Annotated in this window: 1 protein-coding gene; it reads right to left on the bottom strand. The window is 52.7% G+C overall.

Going from position 1 to position 679, the window contains the following annotated elements; translation table 11 throughout:
- Window positions 1-572 (bottom strand): 4'-phosphopantetheinyl transferase family protein (locus tag ACLO87_RS16735; protein ID WP_430224335.1); only part of this gene is annotated, 572 nt, incomplete at its 3' end.
- Window positions 573-679 lie beyond the last annotated feature (107 nt).

Raw genomic sequence — 679 nt, 5'->3', positions numbered from 1 at the left:
GTAGAGAGCTGGGCAAAACGCATCATCCGGCTGGTAGGATTGTTGGCGCGGCTGTGAATATCGGGCAGGCTTTTCCAGCCATGTTTGCCATCTAACTCCCAGACACTGAGCTTTTCAATCGTGGGCGTGACCGCCACGGACCACACCAGCACGTCCTCCGCGTCGCATAACGCTTCTACATGATTTACATGAGCACATTTCAGGCGTCCGGCAATGGGCAGTAGTTGCAGATCGCGCGGATCGTCATTCAAAACATCACCGGTTAGTTTTAGCACGCTTCGGCGCAGCGTGATGAGCTGCGCCCGCGCTTCGTTAGGATCGTTTTGTTTACTGATCCATAGCGATTCATTGCTGGAAAAGGTGTGGTTATCGGGCGCGTGTGGGCTATGAAACCCGCGTGTCGCACGCTGTAGTTCCATATCGAGGCCACATTCACCTTCGGTTGTTAACGCCACGCCGACCATATTCCCGGCATAGGAAACAGAAAACGAAGGCAAATTTTTATCGCTGAAAACCGGTTTTCCTTTCGGCAGGGTGACGATTTCCGGCAATTCGCCAATGCCATACAGCATGAACATCAGTTCTGCGAGTAAACCTCTGGACGCCAGAAAACGGCTTTGACGATGAGGGGGAATGTTTCGGGCTTCTTGATGACACTGGGAGGGGAGACGAACAGAAA

This window comes from Paenalcaligenes sp. Me52, from assembly GCF_050487965.1.
GTDB lineage: Bacteria > Pseudomonadota > Gammaproteobacteria > Burkholderiales > Burkholderiaceae_B > Paenalcaligenes.
Note: the sequence above shows the minus strand (reverse complement) of the source record. Positions and strands in the feature narration are given on the sequence as shown.